At 62.8% G+C, this 24914-nt stretch carries 23 protein-coding genes and 3 rRNA genes; 3 read left to right on the top strand and 23 right to left on the bottom strand.

Annotated features, from left to right (window positions below; translation table 11 throughout):
* Positions 1–86: 86 nt before the first annotated feature.
* Positions 87–458, top strand: coding sequence for a VOC family protein (locus tag OHQ90_RS11605; protein ID WP_328409904.1), 372 nt, complete (start codon positions 87–89; stop codon positions 456–458).
* 22 nt (positions 459–480) lie between these two features.
* Here OHQ90_RS11605 and OHQ90_RS11600 read toward each other — a convergent pair whose 3' ends face one another.
* The 3 genes from OHQ90_RS11600 to OHQ90_RS11590 form a co-directional block, all read right to left on the bottom strand.
* Entirely contained in the window at positions 481–1329 is an 849-nt protein-coding gene (locus tag OHQ90_RS11600; RefSeq protein WP_328412775.1) for a tetratricopeptide repeat protein, read from the bottom strand.
* Positions 1330–1390: 61 nt separating this feature from the next.
* A complete protein-coding gene (locus OHQ90_RS11595) occupies positions 1391–1759 on the bottom strand; it encodes a DUF3817 domain-containing protein (protein ID WP_406236717.1) in 369 nt (122 codons plus the stop codon).
* A gap of 151 nt (positions 1760–1910) precedes the next feature.
* The gene (locus OHQ90_RS11590; RefSeq protein ID WP_328409900.1) at positions 1911–3089 is read right to left on the bottom strand and encodes an acetyl-CoA C-acetyltransferase; all 1179 of its coding nucleotides are present in this window, start codon (positions 3087–3089) and stop codon (positions 1911–1913) included.
* 347 nt (positions 3090–3436) lie between these two features.
* Between OHQ90_RS11590 and mce the strand changes: the two genes are divergently transcribed.
* Positions 3437–3898 (top strand): methylmalonyl-CoA epimerase, encoded by a 462-nt coding sequence (mce, locus tag OHQ90_RS11585; RefSeq protein WP_328412773.1) that lies wholly within the window; start codon positions 3437–3439, stop codon positions 3896–3898.
* 86 nt (positions 3899–3984) lie between these two features.
* Positions 3985–4986, top strand: a complete 1002-nt coding sequence (locus OHQ90_RS11580; protein WP_328409898.1) for a hypothetical protein — start codon at positions 3985–3987, stop codon at positions 4984–4986.
* Positions 4987–5250: 264 nt separating this feature from the next.
* On the opposite strand, the gene OHQ90_RS11575 is transcribed toward OHQ90_RS11580, so the two are convergent.
* The 20 genes from OHQ90_RS11575 to OHQ90_RS11480 form a co-directional block, all read right to left on the bottom strand.
* Positions 5251–5553, bottom strand: a complete 303-nt coding sequence (locus OHQ90_RS11575) for an ATP/GTP-binding protein (protein ID WP_328409895.1) — start codon at positions 5551–5553, stop codon at positions 5251–5253.
* A gap of 78 nt (positions 5554–5631) precedes the next feature.
* Positions 5632–6318 (bottom strand): endonuclease NucS, encoded by a 687-nt coding sequence (gene nucS, locus OHQ90_RS11570; protein WP_328409893.1) that lies wholly within the window; start codon positions 6316–6318, stop codon positions 5632–5634.
* A 57-nt stretch (positions 6319–6375) separates the two neighbouring features.
* Complete coding sequence (locus tag OHQ90_RS11565) at positions 6376–7104, bottom strand: rhomboid-like protein (protein ID WP_328409891.1); 729 nt, start codon at positions 7102–7104, stop codon at positions 6376–6378.
* 189 nt (positions 7105–7293) lie between these two features.
* A 5S ribosomal RNA gene (gene rrf, locus OHQ90_RS11560) occupies positions 7294–7410 on the bottom strand.
* A 120-nt stretch (positions 7411–7530) separates the two neighbouring features.
* Positions 7531–10663, bottom strand: a 23S ribosomal RNA gene (locus OHQ90_RS11555).
* Positions 10664–11003: 340 nt separating this feature from the next.
* Positions 11004–12520 (bottom strand): 16S ribosomal RNA (locus OHQ90_RS11550).
* Together the 16S, 23S and 5S rRNA genes form the textbook arrangement of a ribosomal RNA operon.
* Positions 12521–13028: 508 nt before the next feature.
* A complete protein-coding gene (gene murA / locus OHQ90_RS11545) occupies positions 13029–14288 on the bottom strand; it encodes a UDP-N-acetylglucosamine 1-carboxyvinyltransferase (protein WP_328409889.1) in 1260 nt (419 codons plus the stop codon).
* Between the two features lie 175 nt (positions 14289–14463).
* Entirely contained in the window at positions 14464–15048 is a 585-nt protein-coding gene (locus tag OHQ90_RS11540) for a cob(I)yrinic acid a,c-diamide adenosyltransferase (RefSeq protein ID WP_328409887.1), read from the bottom strand.
* Positions 15049–15086: 38 nt separating this feature from the next.
* The gene (locus tag OHQ90_RS11535; protein ID WP_328409885.1) at positions 15087–15509 is read right to left on the bottom strand and encodes a DUF2550 domain-containing protein; all 423 of its coding nucleotides are present in this window, start codon (positions 15507–15509) and stop codon (positions 15087–15089) included.
* A gap of 197 nt (positions 15510–15706) precedes the next feature.
* Positions 15707–16084 carry a F0F1 ATP synthase subunit epsilon gene (locus tag OHQ90_RS11530; protein WP_328409883.1) on the bottom strand — a complete coding sequence of 126 codons (378 nt, stop codon included), beginning with the start codon at positions 16082–16084 and terminating at the stop codon, positions 15707–15709.
* Between the two features lie 6 nt (positions 16085–16090).
* On the bottom strand, positions 16091–17533 hold the full coding sequence (atpD, locus tag OHQ90_RS11525) for a F0F1 ATP synthase subunit beta (RefSeq protein WP_328409881.1): 1443 nt from the start codon (positions 17531–17533) through the stop codon (positions 16091–16093).
* Between the two features lie 16 nt (positions 17534–17549).
* Positions 17550–18521: a F0F1 ATP synthase subunit gamma gene (locus OHQ90_RS11520; RefSeq protein ID WP_328409878.1), complete on the bottom strand. Its 972-nt coding sequence runs from the start codon at positions 18519–18521 to the stop codon at positions 17550–17552.
* A 55-nt stretch (positions 18522–18576) separates the two neighbouring features.
* Positions 18577–20214, bottom strand: coding sequence for a F0F1 ATP synthase subunit alpha (gene atpA, locus OHQ90_RS11515; protein WP_328409876.1), 1638 nt, complete (start codon positions 20212–20214; stop codon positions 18577–18579).
* A 65-nt stretch (positions 20215–20279) separates the two neighbouring features.
* Complete coding sequence (locus OHQ90_RS11510; protein WP_328409874.1) at positions 20280–21089, bottom strand: F0F1 ATP synthase subunit delta; 810 nt, start codon at positions 21087–21089, stop codon at positions 20280–20282.
* Between the two features lie 19 nt (positions 21090–21108).
* Complete coding sequence (locus tag OHQ90_RS11505) at positions 21109–21669, bottom strand: F0F1 ATP synthase subunit B (protein WP_328409872.1); 561 nt, start codon at positions 21667–21669, stop codon at positions 21109–21111.
* 7 nt (positions 21670–21676) lie between these two features.
* Positions 21677–21925, bottom strand: coding sequence for an ATP synthase F0 subunit C (locus tag OHQ90_RS11500; RefSeq protein WP_040687112.1), 249 nt, complete (start codon positions 21923–21925; stop codon positions 21677–21679).
* Between the two features lie 72 nt (positions 21926–21997).
* Complete coding sequence (atpB, locus tag OHQ90_RS11495) at positions 21998–22846, bottom strand: F0F1 ATP synthase subunit A (protein ID WP_328409870.1); 849 nt, start codon at positions 22844–22846, stop codon at positions 21998–22000.
* A gap of 249 nt (positions 22847–23095) precedes the next feature.
* Positions 23096–23551 carry a hypothetical protein gene (locus tag OHQ90_RS11490; protein WP_328409868.1) on the bottom strand — a complete coding sequence of 152 codons (456 nt, stop codon included), beginning with the start codon at positions 23549–23551 and terminating at the stop codon, positions 23096–23098.
* A 10-nt stretch (positions 23552–23561) separates the two neighbouring features.
* Entirely contained in the window at positions 23562–24716 is a 1155-nt protein-coding gene (locus OHQ90_RS11485; RefSeq protein ID WP_328409866.1) for an MraY family glycosyltransferase, read from the bottom strand.
* On the bottom strand, positions 24713–24838 hold the full coding sequence (locus OHQ90_RS11480) for a hypothetical protein (RefSeq protein ID WP_328409863.1): 126 nt from the start codon (positions 24836–24838) through the stop codon (positions 24713–24715). Before OHQ90_RS11480 ends, OHQ90_RS11485 begins: the two co-directional genes overlap by 4 nt.
* Between the last annotated feature and the right edge of the window lie 76 nt (positions 24839–24914).

The following is a 24914-nucleotide window of genomic DNA, read 5'->3' as shown; positions in this document are numbered from 1 at the left end:
CGACGCCATCGGGCGAGCGGAGCGGTATCGTTGCCTATACGATCATTTCGATACTTCGGCAATTATCGAAATGAATGGAATGCGTCATGGCAGTTCGCAACACCTTCGCCCGCATCTACGTCGACGATCTCGACACCGCCCTGCCGACCTTCACCGCTCTGACCGGCGCGCAGCCGGGTCTGCGCTTCGCCTATCGCGATGTGGAGCTGGCCGGAATCGGTGACTTCCTCCTGGTCGCCGGGACCCCGGCGAGCCTCGCCCCCTTCCGCAATGTGCAGGCCACCACGATCGTCGACACCCTCGAGGAAGTCCTCGCGGTGGTCGAGCGGGAGGGTGGGCGGACACTCGACGGACCCAACGACGTCCCGACCGGGCGCAATCTGACGGTGCGGCACCCGGGCGGTGCGATCGTCGAGTACGTCGAGTTCGATGCGAGCAAGGTCGAGGCGCTGGCCTGAGCGCACCCGGCAGCGGGCGCGCTCAGTACAACGCGGCGGCCAGCTTCCTGCGGGACGCGACGACGACCGGATCGGCCGGATCAAAGAGCTCGAACAGTTCCAGCAGGCGGGTGCGGACCTGTGTCCTCTCATCACCGGCGGTCCGCTTGATCAACGCGATCAGCCGGTCGAACGCAGCCTCGGGCTGTTGGTTGAACAGCTCGAGGTCTGCGGCGTCGAAGGCGGCACCGACATCGGCCGGATCGGAATCCGCGGTCGCAATCGCCGATCCGGGAATGTTCTGGGCACGACCGAGGAAACGCAGCTGACGCAGCGCGACCTTGGCCTCTTCGTTGTTCGGCTCCGCGGCGATGATGGCCTCGTAGGCGGCCTCCGCGGCTGCCATGTCACCCTGCTCCAGCGCCGCCTCGGCAGCGGCGAAACGGGGATCCTCGGCGGGCTGCGGCTCGGCGGCCTCACCGTCGAGCTTGCCCGCCACCGCGTCGATGACCGCGTTCAGCCACTGCCTAACCTGCGATTCCGGCTGTGCGCCTTGGAAATCCGCGAGCGGCTGGCCACCGGCGACCGCGATCACCGTCGGAATGCCCTGCACGCCGAAGGCCTGCGCGATCCGCATATTGGCCTCGGCCTCGACAGTGGCCAAAGCCCAGCTGCCGCCGTTTTCGACGACAAGTCGCTCGAGCAGTTTGACCAGCTCGACGCTGCCGGGGCTGCGCTGCGAGTACAGCGCGACGACCACCGGCATCGCGATCGAGCGGCGCAAAACCTTCGTCTCGAAATCCGTCTCGTTCACCGCATAGTCGCCACCGGCCGGACCGGCCGCACCGGCCGGGGGCTGCTTCAGACTGGACAGATCGACCGCACCGGACATAGCGGCGGCGACGGCGGGCGAAGGACGGCGGGCAGCAGGTCGAGTCACGGCTTCCAGTTTGTCACGGCGTGACGGATGCGGGAGCCCCGGAGTCGACCGACGGCGCGTTGCTCAGCTCACCCAGCTGACCCGTCCGCACCGCCCACACCTCGAAAAGCATCGTGCAGAACGGCGGAATGCTCGACAGCAGCGCAAGGACCGTGGTCTTCACCGTCCAGCCCAGCTCACGGGCCGCGACGATCGTAGCGATCACGAACAGCACGAAGATGATGCCGTGCGTCATCCCGAACACCTTGACCGGCCACAGGACCGGCTCGGGGAGACGCTTGAACACCATGCCGACAATCAGGAAGGCCCAGGAAATAGCCTCCAGCACGGCGATGAAGCGGAAGCGCTTGGCGACGGTGCTCAGGTCGAAGAAATTGTCCATGGCCACCATTGTGCCGGACTCCTACGACGGTCCGTAGTTGAACCCGTCACACCACGGCGGTGCGGATAAACCTGCTCGTCGCCATCGCCGGCGCAGGCGTGCTGATCACGGCGACTGCCCTGATCAGACCACCATGCCCGGCACCGGTCGGCTAGACCTTGATGATCAGGGCGTCACCCTGACCGCCGCCACCACACAACGCGGCAGCGCCGATGCCACCACCGCGACGCTTCAGCTCCAGCGCAAGGTGCAGCAGGATCCGCGCGCCGGACATGCCGAGCGGGTGACCGATCGCGATCGCGCCACCGTTGACGTTGACCTTCTCCGGGTCGATGCCGAGCTTGCGGGTGGAGGCGATGCCCACCGCCGCGAAGGCCTCGTTGATCTCGACCAGATCCAGCTCCGCGGGCGAAATACCTTCGCGCGCACAAGCCTTGGCGATCGCATTGGCAGGCTGGTCCTGCAGCGACGAGTCGGGACCTGCCACCACGCCTGCGGCGCCGATCTCGGCGATCCAGCTCAGCCCGAGCGCCTCGGCCTTGGCCTTGCTCATCACCACGACGGCGGCCGCGCCGTCGGAGATCTGCGAGGCGGTGCCCGCGGTGATGGTGCCGTCCTTGCGGAAGGCCGGACGCAGCTTGGCCAGCGACTCCGCCGTGGTGTCCGCGCGAATGCCCTCGTCCGCGGAGACCAGCACCGGGTCACCCTTGCGCTGTGGCACCGCGACCGGAACGACCTCCGCATCGAAAAGCCCGTTCTTCCACGCCGCCGCGGCCCGCTGGTGCGAGGCGGCCGCGAACGCGTCCTGGTCCGCGCGGCTGATCGGCTCGGTGTCGTTGCGCTGTTCGGTCAGCGCACCCATCGGCTGGTCGGTGAAGATGTCGTAGAGGCCGTCGTAGGCCATGTGATCGCGCAGCGCCACATCGCCGTATTTGAAACCCTCCCTGCTCTTTTCGAGCAAGTGCGGTGCCTGGCTCATCGACTCCTGGCCACCGGCGACGACGATCTCGTACTCGCCCGCCCTGATCAGCTGGTCGGCGAGGGCGATCGCGTTGATGCCCGACAGGCACACCTTGTTCAGGGTCAGCGCGGGCACGTCCATCGGAATACCGCCGGCCACTGCCGCCTGCCGAGCCGGGATCTGGCCCGCGCCCGCGGTGAGCACCTGCCCCATGATCACGTAATCGACCTGCTCGGGCGCGACGCCACCCTTCTCCAGCGCCGCCTTGATCGCGAAGCCGCCGAGGTCGGACCCGCTGAAGTCCTTCAGCCCTCCGAGCAGCCGGCCGACCGGGGTACGCGCACCGGAGACGATCACGGAAGTGGTCACGACGAGCCCTCTTTTCCTCACAGCAGCATTCGTTGGATCGCCAACGGCCGCGCCCGGGCGCGGCGTCGAATCTTGTACTCAACGGTAGCTTGTCCGTCCGAGTCGACCCCTGCCAGGTACGCGGTGCCCTCACCTGCGCTAGTCCGAGCACGGGACTACCGATGGACGTCGTCCGACTGCGCCCCACCAAGCGGTGGCCTCGCCTGCGCTCGGCCGAGCGCTGGGCTGCGGATGGACCCCATCCGACTGCGTCTCAGCAAGCAGTGTCTTCGACCGAGTACAGAACTATCGATGGTCTCCATCCGGCCGGGTCGGGCAGACGCTACGTTCGAGTGGTGAGCAACGTTATGGATCCTTCGAGCTTCATCCCCGGCGACTACGTCATCGCCGTCGATCATGTCGGCATCGCGGTGCCCGATCTGGATGCCGCGATTGCCTGGTATGCCGAGAATCTCGGCATGATCGAGACGCATCGCGAGGTCAACGAGAGCCAAGGCGTGCACGAGGCGATGCTGTCGCTGCCCGGCGCACCGGACAGCGCGACTGCCCTGCAGTTGCTGGCGCCGCTGAACGCCGACTCGACCATCGCCAAGTTCATCGACCGCAGCGGACCGGGCCTGCAGCAACTCGCCTACCGCGTCACCGATATCGATGCGGTGTCGACCTATCTGCGCGATCGAGGTCTGCGTTTGCTGTACGAGGCGCCACGGCACGGAACCGCCGATTCCCGCATCAATTTCATCCACCCGAAGGATGCTGGCGGTGTGCTGATCGAGTTGGTCGAACCGAACGCGAATGTTACGCACTAGTATCAAGATCGGGCCCGAAAAACTCTTCAGAATCACATTCGCGGTCGAGTCACCATGATGTCTCGGTAGGCTGTAGTTTGTTGGCCATGTCGTCACCTGAGTCCGATCGCAATCGCTTCGTTGCACTGCCCTTCACCGTTGTGCGCAAGGGTTATGCGCAAGACGAGGTACGCAACTACTTCGACCGCTTCGATGCAGAGCTGAGGGTCACCGCCACTGACCGGGATGCTGCTGCGGCACAAGCCCGTAACCTCGCGAGCCAGTTGGAGGACGCGCGGGACGAGATCGACGAGCTCCGCAAGGAGGTCGACCGCCTCTCGGTTCCGCCGACCACTGCGGAAGGCATGTCCGACCGCATCTCCCGCATGCTCCGCCTGGCCTCCGACGAGGCCTCCGAGGTCCGCGCCCTGGCGCAGGCCGAGGCTGCGGAAATGGTGTCGATTGCGGAGCAGCAAGCCACGGAAATGCGTGGCAAGTACGAGTCGTTGCTTGCCGAGACCAAGGAAAAGCGCGAAGCACTCGAGATCGAGTTCGAGCAGACCCTGGCCAATGCGCGTACCGAGTCCGCCAAGATCATCGAAGCCGCTCAGGCCGAGGCCGACCGCCTCGGTAAGGAAGCCGACGCCAAGCGCAAGGCGACCCAGCAGGACTTCGAGGTCACCATGGCCGAGCGTCGCACCAAGCTCACCCGCGCCATGGAGGAGCTGGAGGCCACCAGCCGCGCCGAGGCCGCACAGCGGATCAAGGACGCGACCGACGAGTCCAACCGCCTCATCACCTCCGCCACCCAGACCTCCGAGCGCAAGATCGCGCACGCGAAGGAACTGGCCGAGGAGATGCGCGTGCTGCGCGGCCGAGTGCTCGCCCAGCTGCTCGGCATCCGCGGCCAGCTCGACTCGGTGCCTGCCATGCTCGCTGCGGTCAACCGGGAAAGCGAACTGCTGGACGGGGTTCCGGACCAGCGCAAGTCGATCGGCGGCAACACCAAGTCGGTGACCGGCTCGCGCACCAAGGCGATCCCCGAGGTCGCCACCGAGGATGACGACATCGTGGACGAAGAGCGCGAGAACGCCGACATCACGCACTGACGTCGGACCACGCGGCGACACGCGGTACCCACTGAACACACTGAAGGCCGCCCCGACCGGGGCGGCCTTCCTAATTCTCCGACCGCCACTGCGCGTACACAGGCTGTACTCGTTCGCTGCTACGACACTTGCGTTCAGGACCCGCGGCGGGCCGAACCAGTCGCGAGCGTGCCCTACGAGTTACTCGACGTGCCCGCGAAATCAGTCGTTCCAGCACGAACAGGGCCTGCGTCTCCGGGAAAACACGTTCGGCCGCAAGGGCATTCACGACCAGCGACGGGTTATCCTGCGCGTCTGGCGGCCGTTCCAGCAGCCCCGATGCCAGTGCCTGCGATCGTCCTCACCGCCATAGGCGGGCCAGGCGACGACATGGGCTACGCCGGGGACGATTTCGTGATCACAGCCCGGACAGCGATATGTCTTGATCGCCCGGCTACCTGGGATGGTCCGGACGGTGTAGAGGTCGTCACTGTCCGGTCCCGGCTCGGTACTTCCGAAGACGTCGCCGAGCCCACCGCCCGCGGGCAGACCCGCGCGGCGGTCGGTGCGAGGCTTCCGACGCGGCATGCACCCAGCCTAAGCCTCGACCGAACGCGCTCTTTGCGCCCGTCTGGATCGATCGGAGCCATCGGTCGGCTACTCGACTCAGAAGAGGCGGAATTCGTTGCTCTCGGTGCCGCGTAGGGCGTTGTAATCGAGGATCAGGCATCGGATTCCACGGTCCTCGGCGAGCGTACGGGCCTGCGGCTTGATCTGCTGCGCCGCGTAGACCCCGGCGACAGGAGCGAGCAGCGGGTCGCGATTGAGCAATTCGAGGTACCGGGTGAGCTGTTCCACACCGTCGATCTCACCGCGGCGTTTGATCTCCACGGCCACGGTGGCGCCGTCGGCATCACGGCACAGCAGATCCACCGGCCCGATGGCCGTCATGTACTCACGGCGGATGAGCGTATAGCCGGGACCGAGGGTCTGCACGTGCTCGGCGAGCAACTCCTGAAGATGCGCCTCCACGCCGTCTTTCACCAGACCGGGATCGACGCCGAGCTCATGCGAGGAGTCGTGCTCGATGTCCTCGATAGTTATCCGCAATTCTTCGCCGGCCTTATTGGTGACGACCCACAGCGCCTTCGCGCCGTCGGGCACCTCGTCACCGCTGCGTTCCTCCAGCCAGCACGGCGGGCTCATCCAGTTCAGCGGCTTATAGGAGCCACCGTCGGAATGCACGAGAACCGAACCGTCCGCTTTCATCAGCAGCAACCGGCGGGCCATTGCGAGATGGGCGGTGAGTCGCCCCACGTAGTCGACCTGACAGCGAGCAATCACTAGGCGCACCCAAGCACTGTAGGCGAGTGCCCGGCCGCCCCTGTCGCCAGCCCGTCGCGCCGCCGGTCAGCCCATGAGCATGATGGCCGCGAGCAGTACGCTCACCGCGAGCAGAGCCGATTCGACCCTGGTGAGCTTGTGGGTGGATGTCGCATTGGCCCGAATCATGCCGAATCCCACGGCCGATCCGATGCAGCACGAGAGCAGATGACCGACGCTGGTGAAGGTCCGCTCGATCAGGACACCCTCTGCGGCGATCATGAACCATGCGGTGGCCCAGGCGATCCGCCAGCGGTGCGGGACCGCGACCACGAGGGCGCCGACCAATGCCATGGCCCCGTAGCTGACGCCGACATCCTCCGCCCAGCGGATACTCGCGGGCACCCAGCCGACATCGATGGCGACCCAGAGACCTGCGGCGACGAGCAGAGTGGCTCCGAGGTGCCCGGCAAGGAAGACGCGCACCAGGTGCACCGCGCCGAAGCGCAATTCGGCAAGGGCGAGCAGGCAGCCGAGCAAGGGAATGATGGCCCAGGCTGCGCTCACATCACCGATCACCAGGGCGCTCGAAAAAAGGGTGCCGACGTGCCCGTTCAGCAGATTATGGAGGTTGGTGCTCGCGTGCAGCACCATCTTCGACCGGTCCGAATCGCTCAGTACCGAGAAGAACGTCGTGACGATGACGAGCGCAGCCAGGTAGCCGGCCGTCGCGGGCAATCTCGGCCACGAGCGAGATCGGGTCGGTGCGCCGACATCACTGGGCGCCCGGTCGGCCGTTGTCGTTGCCACGACCATCTGCACCTCCATGCTTCTCGGCTTATCCGTCCCACCGATGATATATGTCTACGTTCATGATCAACGCCGGTGCTCTGCTTACCTTGGCTGTTCCCTGCGAGATTGCTGCGAAACCACTTCGTTCTGTGTATCTCGTCAGTAAACGACGAAAGCCCCCCGACCGAAGTCGGGGGGCTCTCGCGAATGATGTTCCGGCGGTGTCCTACTCTCCCACACCCTGTCGAGTGCAGTACCATCGGCGCTGGCAGGCTTAGCTTCCGGGTTCGGAATGGGACCGGGCGTTTCCCTGCCGCTATGGCCGCCGTAACTCTATGAAACTATCCACAGAGAGCACACCAAACAATCACCAGTTACCCGGATCATGCAAGGATGCTTCTGTATCTGTGTGTTGTTTCAGATACCGCACAGTGGACGCGTAGCCTCTTCGTTGGTAAGTCCTCGGCCGATTAGTACCAGTCACCTACACCCGTTACCGAGCTTCCAGTTCTGGCCTATCAACCCCATGGTCTGTGGGGGGCCTTAACCACTCAAAGGTGGTGAGAAACCTCATCTTGGAACAGGCTTCCCGCTTAGATGCTTTCAGCGGTTATCCCTTCCGAACGTAGCTAACCAGCAGTGCTCCTGGCGGAACAACTGGCACACCAGAGGTTCGTCCGTCCCGGTCCTCTCGTACTAGGGACAGCCTTCCTCAAGTTTCTGACGCGCGCGGCGGATAGAGACCGAACTGTCTCACGACGTTCTAAACCCAGCTCGCGTGCCGCTTTAATGGGCGAACAGCCCAACCCTTGGGACCTACTCCAGCCCCAGGATGCGACGAGCCGACATCGAGGTGCCAAACCATCCCGTCGATATGGACTCTTGGGGAAGATCAGCCTGTTATCCCCGGGGTACCTTTTATCCGTTGAGCGACACCGCTTCCACTTGCCGGTGCCGGATCACTAGTCCCGACTTTCGTCCCTGCTCGAGCTGTCGCTCTCACAGTCAAGCTCCCTTGTGCACTTGCACTCGACACCTGATTGCCAACCAGGCTGAGGGAACCTTTGGGCGCCTCCGTTACATTTTAGGAGGCAACCGCCCCAGTTAAACTACCCACCAGGCACTGTCCCTGAACCAGATCATGGTCCGAGGTTAGAGGTCCAATACGATCAGAGTGGTATTTCAACGATGACTCCACGAACACTGGCGTGCCCGCTTCACAGTCTCCCACCTATCCTACACAAACCGTACCGAACACCAATACCAAGCTATAGTGAAGGTCCCGGGGTCTTTTCGTCCTGCCGCGCGTAACGAGCATCTTTACTCGTAATGCAATTTCGCCGAGTCTGTGGTTGAGACAGCAGAGAAGTCGTTACGCCATTCGTGCAGGTCGGAACTTACCCGACAAGGAATTTCGCTACCTTAGGATGGTTATAGTTACCACCGCCGTTTACCGGGGCTTAAATTCTCAGCTTCGCGCCGAAGCGCTAACCGGTCCTCTTAACCTTCCGGCACCGGGCAGGCGTCAGTCCGTATACATCGTCTTACGACTTCGCACGGACCTGTGTTTTTAGTAAACAGTCGCTTCTCTCTGGTCTCTGCGACCCAACCCAGCTCCGAGAGTAAATCTCATCACCAGACCGGGTCCCCCTTCTCCCGAAGTTACGGGGGCATTTTGCCGAGTTCCTTAACCACAGTTCTCTCGATCGCCTTAGTATTCTCTACCTGACCACCTGTGTCGGTTTGGGGTACGGGCCGTGTACCAACTCACTAGAGGCTTTTCTCGGCAGCATAGGATCACTGAATTCGCCTCAATCGGCTACGCATCACCTCTCAGGCACATGCTGTGCGGATTTGCCTACACAACGCCCTACAGGCTTACACCAGTACAACCACTGACTGGCCCAGCTACCTTCCTGCGTCACCCCATCGCTTGACTACTACCAGCCAGGGTCATGTGCATCCCTCCACTCGAGACCCGAAGGTCTTCTCGGAAGTTCAGGACACTTAGCACAACTGATTCATCATGGGCGCGGATACACGGGTACGGGAATATCAACCCGTTGTCCATCGACTACGCCTGTCGGCCTCGCCTTAGGTCCCGACTCACCCTGGGCGGATTAACCTGGCCCAGGAACCCTTGGTCATTCGGCGGACGAGTTTCTCACTCGTCTTTCGCTACTCATGCCTGCATTCTCACTCCCGTAGCCTCCACGGCTGGATCACTCCGCCGCTTCCCTGGCTACAGGACGCTCCCCTACCCATCCACACCACTGCACCACCCCCCGCAGGGAATGGCGGATGTATTGTGTGAATGCCGCGGCTTCGGCGGTGTACTTGAGCCCCGCTACATTGTCGGCGCAGGATCACTTGACCAGTGAGCTATTACGCACTCTTTCAAGGGTGGCTGCTTCTAAGCCAACCTCCTGGTTGTCTTCGCGACCCCACATCCTTTTCCACTTAGTACACGCTTAGGGGCCTTAGCCGGCGATCTGGGCTGTTTCCCTCTCGACTACGAAGCTTATCCCCCGCAGTCTCACTGCCGCGCTCTCACACACCGGCATTCGGAGTTTGGCTGATTTCGGTAAGCTTGTAGGCCCCCTAGACCATCCAGTAGCTCTACCTCCGGTGTGAAACACGCGACGCTGCACCTAAATGCATTTCGGGGAGAACCAGCTATCACGGAGTTTGATTGGCCTTTCACCCCTACCCACAGCTCATCCCCTCAGTTTTCAACCTAAGTGGGTTCGGGCCTCCACGACGTCTTACCGTCGCTTCACCCTGGCCATGGGTAGATCACTCCGCTTCGGGTCTAGAACATGCGACTGGAAACGCCCTATTCGGACTCGCTTTCGCTACGGCTACCCCACACGGGTTAACCTCGCCACATGCCACTAACTCGCAGGCTCATTCTTCAAAAGGCACGCCATCACCCACCCAACCGAAGTTGGCGCAGGCCCTGACGGATTGTAAGCGCACGGTTTCAGGTACTATTTCACTCCCCTCCCGGGGTACTTTTCACCTTTCCCTCACGGTACTAGTCCGCTATCGGTCACCAGGGAGTATTCAGGCTTACCGGGTGGTCCCGGCAGATTCACAGCAGATTTCACGGGCCCGCTGCTACTCGGGCACTCACTACGAGAGCCGCCAGGTTTTCGTCTACGGGATTCTCACCCTCTACGACAGGCCGTTCCAGACCACTTCGACTAACCCAACGGTTTCTTACTCTCGCTCATCACGGCAGTGATAAGAAAATGAGCCCCACTACCCCACATGGACAACGCCTGCCGGCTATCACATCCACATGGTTTAGCCTCATCCGCTTTCGCTCGCCACTACTCACGGAATCACTGTTGTTTTCTCTTCCTGTGGGTACTGAGATGTTTCACTTCCCCACGTTCCCTCCACACACCCTATATATTCAGATGCGGGTAACACGACATCACTCGTGCTGGGTTTCCCCATTCGGAAATCCTCGGATCTCAGCTCGGTTGACAGCTCCCCGAGGCTTATCGCAGCCTCCTACGTCCTTCATCGGCTCCTGGTGCCAAGGCATCCACCGTACGCTCTTAAACACTTACTAACAAAGATGCTCGCGTCCACTGTGCAGTTCTCAAACAACACACAAGGCCAAACCCTGACTCAGCACCAGCCGAGAATCCGAAAACCCTCGCGGTATGACTGAAGATCCAGCCTTGTCGTTATCTTGCCTAAGAGGAAACACTCGCGTGTTCTCTCAGGACCCAACAGTGTGTCGATATATTCACCGCGACCAACCACTTGAGGATTGACCGAATGCGATAAAACTTGCCAGCGTTCCACCCATGAGCGTCCGCCGGAAAACGTATGTTTCCGAAACGGTCTCTGGCATCAACGTTTACCATCCCCGACTCTTCGGGGTGCGATGCAGAAGTGCTCCTTAGAAAGGAGGTGATCCAGCCGCACCTTCCGGTACGGCTACCTTGTTACGACTTCGTCCCAATCGCCAATCCCACCTTCGACGGCTCCCTCCACAAGGGTTAGGCCACCGGCTTCGGGTGTTACCGACTTTCATGACGTGACGGGCGGTGTGTACAAGGCCCGGGAACGTATTCACCGCAGCGTTGCTGATCTGCGATTACTAGCGACTCCAACTTCACGGGGTCGAGTTGCAGACCCCGATCCGAACTGAGACCGGCTTTAAGGGATTCGCTCCACCTCACGGTATCGCAGCCCTCTGTACCGGCCATTGTAGCATGTGTGAAGCCCTGGACATAAGGGGCATGATGACTTGACGTCGTCCCCACCTTCCTCCGAGTTGACCCCGGCAGTCTCTCACGAGTCCCCGCCATTACGCGCTGGCAACATAAGATAAGGGTTGCGCTCGTTGCGGGACTTAACCCAACATCTCACGACACGAGCTGACGACAGCCATGCACCACCTGTACACCGACCACAAGGGGGCCTACATCTCTGCAGGTTTCCGGTGTATGTCAAACCCAGGTAAGGTTCTTCGCGTTGCATCGAATTAATCCACATGCTCCGCCGCTTGTGCGGGCCCCCGTCAATTCCTTTGAGTTTTAGCCTTGCGGCCGTACTCCCCAGGCGGGGTACTTAATGCGTTAGCTACGGCACGGATCCCGTGGAAGGAAACCCACACCTAGTACCCACCGTTTACGGCGTGGACTACCAGGGTATCTAATCCTGTTCGCTACCCACGCTTTCGCTTCTCAGCGTCAGTTACTTCCCAGAGACCCGCCTTCGCCACCGGTGTTCCTCCTGATATCTGCGCATTTCACCGCTACACCAGGAATTCCAGTCTCCCCTGAAGTACTCAAGTCTGCCCGTATCGCCTGCAAGCTCACAGTTGAGCTGTGAGTTTTCACAGACGACGCGACAAACCGCCTACAAGCTCTTTACGCCCAGTAATTCCGGACAACGCTCGCACCCTACGTATTACCGCGGCTGCTGGCACGTAGTTGGCCGGTGCTTCTTCTACAGGTACCGTCACTTGCGCTTCGTCCCTGTCGAAAGAGGTTTACAACCCGAAGGCCGTCATCCCTCACGCGGCGTCGCTGCATCAGGCTTTCGCCCATTGTGCAATATTCCCCACTGCTGCCTCCCGTAGGAGTCTGGGCCGTGTCTCAGTCCCAGTGTGGCCGGTCACCCTCTCAGGTCGGCTACCCGTCGTCGCCTTGGTAGGCCGTTACCCCACCAACAAGCTGATAGGCCGCGGGCCCATCTCGCACCGATAAATCTTTCCACCAAAAACCATGCAGCTCTTGGTCATATCCGGTATTAGACCCAGTTTCCCAGGCTTATCCCGAAGTGCGAGGCAGATCACCCACGTGTTACTCACCCGTTCGCCGCTCGTGTACCCCGAAGGGCCTTACCGCTCGACTTGCATGTGTTAAGCACGCCGCCAGCGTTCGTCCTGAGCCAGGATCAAACTCTCCGTTGAAGACTCTCAACCACACCCCCAAAGGGATGCAATCAGAAGAATAACTAGAGTCCGAAAACCTAGCAAAACAAAACGCCAGCAAAAAGATTTGCTGACTAAATGTCCAACCCTACAACCGGGGGGTATGTAAGGCCGGAACCAATTAAATAATTGGCACTGACATTCATCGACACACTATTGAGTTCTCAAAGAACACACGCACACACCATCGCCTAGATTTACTCTGATTGATCGGTGAGGCAACTTTTCAAGCTTAGCTCAGTCACATACCCAGGCGCAAACCAGAGTCTCGACCGAGCCAGTGTGATCGCCAGGCGCTCCTCGTACTACCTCGTTTCCCTCGCCTCCGCTCAGCGTTTCCGCTGGGCTTCTCGGCTCCGGGTCGGTGTCCGTGTCGCTCTGACTTGAATAAAGTTACGTGTCTGCGTGCATGATGTCAAATCGCCTGGTCAGGAACGGTTTTCGACGACACGTGATCATTGTGTCCGTCCATTCCTGGCGGACAAGATCAATCAGCCGCGCCGACCCGCTCCACTTGGCCACCCAATGCCTGCAGCTGCTCGACGAAATTCGGGTAGCCGCGGTCGATATGGAAGACGTCGTGCACTTCGGTGACACCATCGGCAACCAGACCCGCGAGCACGAGTCCCGCGCCTGCACGAATATCCGACGACCACACCGGTGCACTCGACAACCGCGGAATTCCGCGCACCACAGCGTGGTGTCCATCGGTTCGCGCGTCGGCACCGAGCCGAATCATCTCCTCGACGAAGCGGAACCGCGCTTCGAAGACGTTCTCGGTGATCATCGAGGTGCCGTCGGCGATCGCCGCGAGGCCGATAGCCATCGGCTGCAGATCGGTCGGGAACCCGGGGAAAGGCAATGTGGAGAAGTTGACCGCACGCGGCCGGTCGGCCTGGACCACACGGAAACCGTCCGGTTCGAACGAAATCCGCGCTCCTGCCGAGCGCAGCTTGTCCAGCACCAGGGACAGATGCTTCGGGTTGACGCCGGTCACCCGGATGTCGCCCATAGTCATCGCGGCGGCAATCCCCCAGGTGGCGGCGACGATGCGATCACCGATCACACGGTGCGTGGTCGGCGAAAGGCGCTCGACGCCCTCGATCGTCAGCACCGACGTGCCGGCGCCACTGATACGGGCGCCCATCTGAACCAGCATGTTGCACAGGTCGACGATGTCCGGTTCACGTGCGGCGTTATCGATGACCGTCTCCCCTTCGGCCAGCACGGCCGCCATGAGGATGTTCTCGGTCGCCCCCACCGACGGAAAGTCCAGCCTGATCCGCGCACCGCGCAGTTCATCCGCCCGCGCGACCACACAACCGTGTTCGATTTCGCTGGTCGCCCCGAGCAGGCGCAGGCCGGCTTGATGCATATCCAAGGGACGCGAACCGATTGCGTCCCCACCGGGCAGCGCGACAACGGCCCGCTTGCACCGCGCCATCAATGGTCCGAGCACACAAACCGACGCGCGGAACTGTGTCACCGCGGGAAAGTCCGCGTGGTACTTCGGTTCCGCAGGAGTGGTGATGATGACGACCGAACCATCGATCGTCACGTCGCAGCCCAGGCCGCGCAGCACATCACCCATCAGCGGCACATCGAGGATGTCCGGGCAGTTCGTAATGGTGGTCGTGCCCTCGGCCAGCAGGGCAGCGGCCATCAGCTTGAGGACGCTGTTCTTGGCACCCCCGACCGCGACCTCACCGACGAGTTGATTCCCGCCGGTAACCAAAAACCTCTCCATGCCGCCTCTCAGTCCGCCTCTCCGGATATTCAGCGCACTATTGAGTGCCACGATAGTTGCGTTTCGGGCCGGCGGTAGATGCCTGGCTCAGTTCCGGGCGTACCCGGCGAGTTACCCATGTAGTCACGAAATCAGCCGTTGCGTGTCGAGCCCATCGAGTCCGCGTTCGCGTCCATCATGATGCACCCGCCTGGTCTCCGCCCGGCTTCCAGAGCACATCGCCGCCAGGATTGGCAACCCGGCTCAGGATAAACAGCAGATCCGATAGACGATTCAAGTACTTGGCCGGCAGCACGTTCGTGTCGTCCGGGTGTGCCTCCACCGCAGCCCATGCGGCGCGCTCGGCGCGGCGCGCAACGGTGCGCGCGGTGTGCAACAGCGCAGCAAGCGGAGTGCCGCCGGGCAGGATGAACGAATTCAGCGGCGCCAGTTCGGCATTGAATTCATCGCACCAGGCTTCGAGCCGGTCGATGTAGGGCTGGGTGATCCGCAGCGGCGGGTACTTGGGCTCCGCGACGACGGGGGTGGACAGGTCCGCGCCCGCGTCGAACAGGTCGTTTTGAATCTGGTGGAGCACCGCGAGTAGTTCCGACGTCGGGCTGCCGAGTGCGATGGCAACACCGATGGCAGCATTGGTCTCGTCACAATCGGCGTAGGCGACCAGTCGGGGATCGGTCTTGGCGACCCGGGAGAAGTCACTGAGTCCAGTGGTCCCGTCGTCCCCGGTACGCGTGTATATCCGCGTCAGATGCACGCTCACAAGACCACCTTAGATGTCGGACCCGAACGACTGACCGTTCAGAGGCCTGGAAGCCTGCGGGTGCGGTCGGACGGACGGGATTCGACCCAGGAAAGGAAGGCCGCGAGCGAACCGCGGTCCAAGGCGAGTTCGAAAGCGCCGTCGCTATCGGACACCGCGGTCACCGACAGTTCTTCGGTCATGATGTCGAACTCGTCGCCGCGCGGGCCGCGACGGTCACCGATCTCGATGCCCTGGCGTCGAATGGTGGAGTCGGGGCCGAGTTTGAGGCTGGACAGCTTGTAGAAAACCAGCCGATCCTCGTCGTATCGGATCAGGCCGTGCCGCCAGCCCTGGCCACCGCGCGCGGGCAGCACCCGCAGCAACGCGGCCGTGCCACCTCGACGCAGCATGATCAGACGGTAGGTCGAAGCCAGCGCCAGAAAAACGAGCATGAGCACCAGAATGATCAGGAGAACCATCCCGGTCTGCAATGCCGTTCGTCCCTTCGCTCCGCCGCCGTCTCGGCGACACCTCGCGGTCATTCAACCACGGACCCGAGTTTACAAATGGCGGGGCCATGTCTTTTGCCCCGCAGCTCGTACCAACCCCGAAACGACGCTGTCGGCGGCGAATACGTTTCGCCGCCGACAGCGTCGTGCGCAATGGTGGTGCGTGACTACGCGTTCGCGTTCTGCTCGACCGCGCGCACTCGGGCCTGAGCCGCCCGCTGCTGTTCCTCGGTGGCGTCCGAGTCGGCCAGCACCCGGCGGGCCGCCTCGACGTCGACCTCACCGGCGAACTCCGCGGACTCGGCGAGCACCCGGACCGTGGTAGCGGTCACCGAGAAGAAACCGCCGTGCACCGCAGCGACGATGCGCTGCCCATCGGTGTCGACGATGGTCACGGTGCCGCCCTCGACCAACTGGCCGAGCAGCGGCTCGTGGCCCGGCATGATGCCGATTTGGCCCTCGGTGGTCTGCGCGCTGACGAACGACGCCTGGCCGGACCAGAGCAGTCGCTCGACCGCGACGAGATCAACTGACATTTCCGCCATCGGTGACTACTTTCCGGCGATCTTCTTCGCGGCGGCCTCGACGTCGTCGAGTCCACCGCAGCTGTTGAACGCCTGCTCCGGGAAGTGGTCGAACTCGCCCTTGCAGACGCGGTCGAACGCCTCGATGGTGTCGGACAGCGGCACCACCGAACCCGGCTGGCCGGTGAACTTCTCGGCCACGATGAAGTTCTGGCCGAGGAACTTCTCCAGGCGACGGGCCCGGCCGACGAGGACCTTGTCCTCTTCGGAGAGCTCGTCCATGCCGAGGATGGCGATGATGTCCTGCAGTTCCTTGTACTTCTGCAGGATCCGCTTGACCTCGTTGGCGACCCGGAAGTGTTCCGCACCGACGATCGAGGCCTCCAGGATGCGGGAGGTCGAGGTCAGCGGGTCGACAGCCGGGTAGATGCCCTTCTGCGAGATCGGGCGGGAGAGCTCGGTCGTCGCATCGAGGTGGGCGAAGGTGGTCGCCGGAGCCGGGTCGGTGTAGTCGTCGGCGGGCACGTAGATGGCCTGCAGCGAGGTGATGGACCGACCACGGGTGGAGGTGATGCGCTCCTGCAGCTCACCCATCTCGTCGGCCAGCGTGGGCTGGTAACCGACGGCGGAGGGCATCCGGCCGAGCAGCGTCGACACCTCGGAACCGGCCTGGGTGAACCGGAAGATGTTGTCGATGAACAGCAGCACGTCCTGGTGCTGCACGTCGCGGAAGTACTCGGCCATGGTGAGGGCCGAGAGAGCGACGCGCATACGGGTGCCCGGCGGCTCGTCCATCTGGCCGAAGACGAGGGCGGTGTCCTGCAGGACGCCCATCTCTTCCATTTCCAGGTGCAGGTCGGTGCCCTCACGGGTGCGCTCACCGACACCGGCGAACACCGACGTGCCGGAGAACTCACGCGCGATACGGGTGATCATCTCCTGGATCAGCACGGTCTTGCCGACACCGGCGCCACCGAACAGACCGATCTTGCCGCCCTTCACATACGGGGTCAGCAGGTCGATGACCTTCACACCGGTCTCGAGGATTTCGGTCTTGCCCTCGAGCTGGTCGAATGACGGTGGCTTGCGGTGGATGCCCCACTGCTCGCCGTCCCGGCCGAGGCCGGGGGTGTCGAGGCAATCGCCGAGGGCGTTGAACACGTGGCCCTTGACGACGTCACCGACCGGCACCGAGATCGGCTTACCGGTGTCGGCGACCTTGGCCCCACGGACCAGGCCGTCGGTCGGCTGCATCGAGATGGTGCGCACGATGTTGTCGCCGAGGTGCTGGGCAACCTCGAGGGTCAGGGTCTTGGCCACCGACGCCAGCGCGATCTCGGCGTGCAGAGCGTTGAACAGCTCTGGGATGGAACCCCGCGGGAACTCGACGTCCACGACGGGGCCGATGACACGGACGACGCGGCCTGTTGTCGCGCCCGTCCGGCTTTCTTGCGTGACTGCTGCGGTCATTATTCTCTTCCTGCGCTTAGTCGCGGTCCGAGCTCGAAGCCAGCGCGTTCACGCCGCCCACGATTTCACTGATTTCCTGCGTGATCTGGGCCTGCCGCGCCGAGTTCGCCTGCCTGGTAAGGACATTCGACAGCTCATTGGCGTTATCGGTGGCGGCCTTCATTGCGGTGCGCCGAGCCGCGGACTCGGATGCCGCTGCCTCGAGCAACGATGAGTAGATACGCGTGTTGATGTACTTGGGCAGCAGCGCCGCCAGCAGCACATCGGCGTCGGGCTCGAACTCGTACTGCGCGTGCACATCGGCGGTGGCCGAATCGGACAGGCTGTCCTCGCCCAGGTCGAAGTTCTCGTCGACGTAGCTCACCTGGATCGGCGCCAACCGGCGCACCTCCGGGGTCTGCGTCAGCATCGAGACGAACCGGGTGTACACGATGTGCAGCTCGTCGACACCGGCGATATTGCCGGTGCCGTTCGGAGCAGGAACCTCGCCCTCGGAGCCCGCCATGAAGCTGTCCACCAGGTGCCGGCACGCGGCCGAGGCATCGGTGTACTTCGGCTGCTGGGAGAACCCGGTCCACGACGCACGCGGCGCACGGTTGCGGAAGGTGTAGTAGATGAGGCCCTTGTTGCCCATCACGTACACCACCGGCTCTTTACCCTCGCCGCGCAGCGTGGTCATGAGCTCCTCGGCGCGCTTGAGCACGTTCGAGTTGTAGCCACCACACATACCGCTGTCACTGGTGATCACCAGCACGGCGGCGCGACGCGGGTTGGAGCGCTCCGTCAGCAGCGGATGCGAGAGGTTCTTCGACGCACTCGCCAGCTCACCGAGAACCTTGGTGATCTCCTCCGCGTACGGCTTGGCCGCAGCAACCCGGGCCTGAGCCTTGGTGATTCGCGAAGTCGCGATCAGCTCCTGGGCCTTGGTGATCTTCTTGATCGAATTCACACCACGAATGCGGGAGCGCAATTCACGCAGGTTTGCCATCAGCGGTTCACTCTCCCTTCATTCGCCAGATTCCAATAACGCATGCTCGCCCGCGCTACTTCTCGACGTGCTTGCGGGTCACGGTCAGCGACTCGACCTCTTCGGACTCGAGCTCGCCCGCTCCGTCCTCGTTCACCACACGACTGCCGTCGGAGGCAAGGAAGCCCTGCTTGAACTTGTCGGTGGCCACCTTGATCGCGTCGGCCGCGTCGCCCTGCAGCACCTTGCCGCCGGCGATCGACTCGAACGCCTCGGGGGCGGTGCGGTGCAGCTCCTCGATCAGCTCGGCGTTGAACCGGCGGATGTCGGCAACCGGGACCGACTCGTAGTAACCGGCGTCGACCAGGAAGATCGAAACGATCTGGTCTTCGACGGGGACCGGCGAGTACTGGTCCTGCTTGAGCAGTTCCACCCAGCGGGCGCCACGCTCGAGCTGGGCGAGGGAGGCCGCGTCCAGGTCGGAAGCGAAGGCGGAGAACGCCTCCAGCTCACGGTACTGCGCCATTTCCAGACGCAGCGAACCGGCGACCTTCTTCATGCCCTTGGTCTGGGCGGCGCCACCGACGCGGGAGACCGAGGTACCGACGTTGATCGCCGGACGGACACCCTTGTTGAACAGGTCGGACTCGAGGAAGACCTGGCCGTCGGTGATGGAGATGACGTTGGTCGGGATGAAGGCCGAGATGTCGTTGGCCTTGGTCTCGATGATCGGCAGACCGGTCATCGAGCCCGCGCCCATCGCGTCCGACAGCTTCGCGCAACGCTCCAGCAGACGGGAGTGCAGGTAGAAGACGTCACCCGGGTACGCCTCGCGGCCCGGCGGGCGGCGCAGCAGCAGCGAGATCGAGCGGTAGGCCTCGGCCTGCTTGCTCAGGTCGTCGAACACGATCAGGACGTGCTTGCCCTGGTACATCCAGTGCTGGCCGAGAGCCGAACCGGTGTAGGGCGCAAGCCATTTGAAGCCGGCGGAGTCCGAAGCGGGGGCCGCGACGATGGTGGTGTACTCCATCGCACCGTGCGCCTCCAGCGCGGTCTTGACGCCCGCGATGGTGGAGCCCTTCTGGCCGATCGCGACGTAGATGCAGCGCATCTGCTTGGTCGGATCGCCCGACTCCCAGTTGGCCTTCTGATTCAGGATCGCGTCGATGCAGACCGCGGTCTTGCCGGTCTTGCGGTCGCCGATGATCAGCTGACGCTGGCCACGGCCGATCGCGGTGAGTGCGTCGATGGCAGTGATACCGGTGGCCATCGGCTCCTCGACCGGCTGGCGCTGCAGCACCGACGCGGCCTGCAGCTCGAGCACGCGCTGCTCTTCGGCTTCGATCTCGCCGAGGCCGTCGATCGGCTGACCGAGCGGGTTGACCACGCGGCCGAGGAACTTGTCGCCCACCGGAACCGAGAGCACGTCGCCGGTACGGCGGACTTCCTGGCCCTCTTCGAGGGTGGCGTACTCGCCGAGGATAACCGCACCGATGGCGCGGTCCTCGAGGTTCAGCGCCACGCCGAGCACACCACCGGGGAACTCGAGCAGTTCGTTGGCCATCGCCGAAGGCAGACCGCTCACGTGGGCGATACCGTCACCGGTGTCGGTGACAACACCGACTTCTTCGATGGAGGTTTCCGGGGTGTAGCTCTGGGTGTAGCTCTCGATCGCGCTACGGATCTCATCGGTGGAGATCGTCAGCTCCGCCATAGTCTTCCTGCTCTCGCTGTCTGGTCTCGAATGTCGGGGGGATTAGGAGTCGTCAGGCTGTGACATCAAGCCAGGGCCCGACGCAGCCGTTCCAGTCGGCCGGTGGCGCTGCCGTCGATCACGTCGTCGCCGATGTGCACGACGACGCCGGTCAGCAGACTCGGATCGACCTGGACGTGCACAGTGACCGGCTTGCCGTAGATGCGCTGCAACGACGCCGCGAGGTGGCCGCGCTGCTGGTCGGTCAGCGCGATCGCCGCGCGAACATGCGCGACGATCTGCTCGCGCCGCGCGGCCGCGAGATCGGACAGCTCGTCGAATGCTTCGCCGATGCCCGTCTTCGACCGGGTGACCACCTGGTCCGCCAGGGTCTGGGTGATGGTGTCGGTTTTGCCCGTGAGCAGACGGCTGGTCAGCTCACGTTTGGCCGATGCCGGCTTCCCGTGGTCCGACAGTGCCTGCTCCAACTCGGGGTTGTCGCTGATGATCCGGCCGAGTCGGAACAGTTCGTCCTCGACCGCGTCGATCCGCCCGCTGTCGGCAGCCGACTCCAGCAGCGCTTCCTGCCCGAGCAACACCAGAGTGTCGACCAAATCGGCAGTGCGCGACCAGTTCTGGGCCACTGCGGTGGTCAGCACCGCCAGCGTGGCAGCGCTGACCTTGCCGCTGAAGACCCGCTCGCTCAGCTCGGCGCGAACCGCGCCGGGCACCGAAACGTCCGCGAGCGCAACACGCAGCGAACGCTGGTCATCCAGCACGGCGACAACGGCGAACAGTTCCGACCCCGTCGTGGCCGCAACACTGTCGCTTCCGGTCAGAGCGGCCCGAAGCGCCTCCCGGGACCGGGAGCTTGCCTCGCGGCTCGCTGCGTACATGCTTCTCACTTTCGCGTCGCTACCTTCCGACCCCGATGCCGGCATTCGACTGGTCGAGCTCGGACAGGAACCTCTCGATCGAAGCCGCTTGCTTGGCCTCGTCCGAAACCGACTGTCCGATAATCTTTTCCGCCAGATCGACGGCCGTCTGTCCGACCTCGGCACGCAGTTCGGTGAGGATCTGCTGCCGCTGGGCTTCCAGCTGGCTGTGGCCTGCCGCGACGATGCGGTCGCTTTCGGCCTGAGCTTCCGTGCGCATCTGCGCGAGGATCTGCTGGCCTTGTGTGCGTGCGTCCTCACGGATGCGCGCGGCCTCGAGCCTGGCCTCGGCCAGCTGCTGCTGATACTGCTGCAGGGTCAGCTGGGCCTCTTCCTGCGCGGCCTCGGCCCGCTGGATGCCACCCTCGATCTTGTCGGCACGCTCGTCCAGCACCTTCATGAGGCGCGGAATTACGTACTTGTAGAAAACGAAGCCGATGATCGCAATGCAGACCACCGACCACACGATGTCGTATGTCTCGGGGATAAGGGGGTTGATATCTTCCCCTGTCTCCGCGGCGAGCACAGAAAGCGTGGTCATCGCAAACTCAGAAAATGAAGCCGGCGACGAGGCCGATCAGCGCGAGCGCCTCGGTGAACGCGATACCGAGGAACATGTTGGTGCGGATCGTGCCCTGCAGCTCGGGCTGACGGGCGATGCCCTCGATCGCCTTACCGACGACGATGCCCACGCCGATGCCCGGGCCGATGGCGGCCAGACCGTAGCCGATGGCGCCGAAGCCCTTGAACTTCTCGGAGGTGGTTGCAGCTTCCTGGGCCAGGTACGCGAGGCTCATGAGTTCCATTCCCTTTCTATTGCTCACCCGCCGGTCGGCGTGATGTAGCAGGTTTCCGGTAGTTGTTGCGGGTCAGTGCGAGTCAGCGTGTTGCGCGAGTCCGATGTAGACCGCGGTCAGCAGGGCGAACACATAGGCCTGCAGGAAGATGACCAGGATCTCGAAGAGAGTGAACCCGAGTCCCGCGATCAGCGAGAACGGCGAGAACACCTTCATCCACGGGGTGGCGTCGAACAGGAAGAACCAGGTTGCGCTGAAGAACAGCACCAGCATGATGTGCCCTGCGAGCATGTTCGCCATGAGTCGGACGGTCAGCGTGAACGGGCGGAGCACGAACGTCGAGATGAACTCGATCGGAATCAGCAACCCGTGCAATGCGAGCGGAACATTCGGGACCACGATGCTGCTGCGCATGTACTTGAGGAATCCGTACTTCTTGATACCCACGTAGTTGAACGTGATGTACGCAAGCAGGGCAAGTACCAGCGGCATGCCGACTCGGGCGTTCGACGAGATGTTCAACCCTGGAATGATGCCGGAGAAGTTCAGAAAGAGGACCGTGAAGAAGATCGTCGCGATCAGCGGGAAGAACTTGCGGCCGGATTCCTTACCGAGAACCTCATCGCAAATCTGTTCCTTGACGAAGACCAATCCGGTTTCGGCAACGTTCTGCAGGCCGCGCGGGACGATGCGGGGACTCCGGAATGCCAACACCATCACAATGACAACAACTGCCGTCATGATCAGACGAATCAGCATCAGTCGGTCGAGTTCGAACGGCGTACCCTCGAACAGCACAGCTGGAGGGAAGAAGTCGGACAGCGATGGCGCGTGGAACTCGCCCGCCAAAGTGGTGACGCTCAGCGTTCTCTCCCGTGTTCGGGCCGTGGGTTCGGTCGTACCCACGGTTCGATCGGACATTGACGATCAATTAGTCGACTCAGGTCGGCTCGAATTTCGTCAGCAGCTGTGCGGTGGGATGGACTCCACCTGGCGTCTGTACGTGTGTCGGCGACATCGTCGACATGCAGAACCGGAACCCTCGGAGCCCGGCACGGCAGTAAGCATAGCGGCACTCAGCGGGATCGGGGTGATCCCCCCTCGCTTGGTTGCTTGCTTACCAACACTTTACCAAGTTATCTACGACAGTGTGTAGGTGGGTGGGATTTATTACTGACCAGTACCCGGTTCGGGCTCGGCATCGGGCGCCGTCACGTACGGAACCTTCTGGCGCAGAACGCCATACGTCTCCGCTCCGAGCACGATGACGAGGCCGCCCACCACAGTCAGGAACAGGGCCATCCGGCTGTAGAAATCGAAGTTCTGCAGCACCGCAACCACCACCATCGCGACCAGCAGCTTGCCGACCCAGCTGACCAGCATGACCAGGCCCGCAGTGCTCGCCGGCAGCTTCGCGCCGAGCAATACGACGACCGCCGTGGTGAGGATGAAACCGCCACCGATGGCCGCGCCGATCAGCGCACCCCAGAAGCCGGGCATACCGGCCGCCGAGGAGGCGATCGCCACGGCGAGCACGACCAACACGATCAACCCGATCGCGCCGTAGCGCAGCGCCGCCCTGAGCGGCGCTTCGGGACCGGGGACAGGTGTCGGAGTAAAGCTCACGACCAAAACTTTACCCGGGCGGCGTCCGGTCACCCGCGGCATCCCCGCGGCGCAGACCAGGGATCGCGGTGACAACGAGGGCGAAAACCAGTCCGCCCGCCATCAGCAGCACCACCAGCCGCCGGTCCATCAGCGCGGTGCCGACCGCGCCGAAGGCGAGCACACCGACCCACAAATAGATAAGCAAAACCACGCGCCGGTGCGAATGTCCGATCTGCAGCAATCGGTGATGCAAGTGCATTTTGTCCGGAGTCGAGAAACTGACCCCGGCACGGACACGACGCACAATCGCCAGCACGAGATCCAGCACCGGAATGAACATCACTGCGCCGACCAGCAACAGAGGTGACAGCAAGCCGACTACATCACGAGGCCCGAAGCCGTTCAGCGGTATCCGCCCGGACGCTCCGGTGGACACTGCGGCGAGCATCAACCCGATCAGCATCGAGCCGGAGTCGCCCATGAAGATTCGCGCAGGCTGAAAATTATGCGGAAGAAAACCCAAGCACGCACCGGCCAGCGCCGCAGCGAGCAGAGCCGGCCGATAGGTGTCAGCTGCTCCACCCTGCTCGTTCAGCAATCCGATAGTAAAGACGAACACAGCCAAGGCCGCGATCAAGCCGAGGCCCGCCGCCAGGCCGTCCAGACCATCGACAAAATTCATTGCATTGATCATCACGACGGTGATGCCGACAGTAATCAATCCGCCCAGCAATCTATCGAGAACCACCGTCTCGTTGTTGAACGGGTCGTAGACGATAACCCAGCTCAAACCCATAACGGCCATCACTCCCGCAGCAGTCACCTGCCCGGCAAACTTTGTCAGCGCGTCCAAACCCCAGCGATCGTCGACAATGCCGACCAACACGATGAGTGTCCCTGCCACCAGAACTGCTGAAATATCATGCTGCCACTCGAACCCACGACGCAGCGCGGGCAACTGCTGAGCGAAGAGGATCGCGGCGACGACCCCGACATAGATGCCGACCCCACCCATGCGGGGGATCGGCTTGACGTGGACGTCCCGCTCACGCGGCACCGCGACTGCACCGAAGGCAATCGCCATCAACCGAACCCCTCCGGTCGCCAGGAACGTCGCGGTCGAGGCAACCAGCAGCACAAGCAGTAGCTCACGCAGGGGGACCACAGCTCCCTGACCGGTCACCGCAGCCCCTCATCCACCAGAAGCGCCCTGCCCGTCCCCAGCAAACGACCATCGAAATAGATGTTGTCCCGGACCATCTTCACGGCGACCATCATCGCATCCATCACCTGAACACCACGCATCCCAGATTGATCGGGCCAGGCAGCAGCGGCGACCCACACCGGCCCGGTTCGGCTCCGCGACCATACCGACGCCTGC

Source organism: Nocardia sp. NBC_00403 (genome assembly GCF_036046055.1).
Taxonomy (GTDB): Bacteria; Actinomycetota; Actinomycetes; order Mycobacteriales; family Mycobacteriaceae; genus Nocardia.
This window is presented reverse-complemented; position numbering and strand designations above follow the sequence as displayed.